Source organism: Bradyrhizobium sp. SRL28, assembly GCF_018596315.1.
Lineage (GTDB): Bacteria > Pseudomonadota > Alphaproteobacteria > Rhizobiales > Xanthobacteraceae > Bradyrhizobium.
In genome coordinates, this window is the sequence record NZ_JAHEAG010000179.1 from 1 (window position 1) to 818 (window position 818).

Annotated in this window: 1 protein-coding gene; it reads right to left on the bottom strand. The window is 63.7% G+C overall.

The features are described from left to right. Window positions 1-818, bottom strand: an 818-nt coding sequence (locus KIP88_RS45875; protein ID WP_214494633.1) for an IS630 family transposase, incomplete at both ends; no start/stop codon positions are given.

Below are 818 nucleotides of genomic sequence, written 5' to 3' on the forward strand. Positions count from 1 at the left end.
TGGATATGCGCGGCCGAGTTTGGCGCGGGCTTTGTCGGTTGTGAACATCCATTTGATGCGGTCTCGTGCTTTGTTTCGCTGCCGTTGCCATGCTGCGATCTCTTTTCGGAGCCGTTTGGGGTCGTCGATGCGGCGGCCGAGACACTGGCGCTGCAGCACGCTGATCTCGCACTCGACCATGTTGAGCCAACTGGCGTGTTTCGATGTGTAGTGGAATTCGAGGCGACGCAGGATGCGACGGGCCTCGGCGGGCGCAAATGCTTGATACAGCGCGCCGGCGGTGTGGATCGACAGATTGTCCTGCACGACACGGATACAGGCGGCATCGGGATAATGGACGTCGACGAGTTCACGCATGCAGTGGGCGTAGTCCAAGGCGGCGCGGCGGTCTGTTATCTTGACGTTGCGCCAGCCGCGATGCGGATCGAAGGTGACGAAGAGATTGACGGTGCCGTTGCGGCGGTACTCGTAATCGTAGCGCTCGCGCTGTCCGGGCCTGGCCGGGATCGGCTGACGCACCTCGCCGATGAGCTGGACGGGGGTCTCGTCGAAGCAGACCAGCGGCCGCTCGGGATCCGGCGCCTCGGAATAGAGGTCGAGCACGTTCTCCATGCGGGCAACGTATTCGCCGTCGACATGGGGAATGCACCACATGTCCCTGCGCCATGGCTTGAAGTCGTTCTCGGCCAGCCGGCGACGCACGGTCTCGCCCGACAGGCTATCGTGATCGGTGAGCTTGACCATCGTGTCGGCCAGCAGCGTCAGCGTCCAGCGTTTGCGGCCGGCGGGCGGCTTGGCGCATGCGGTCGCGACCAGCA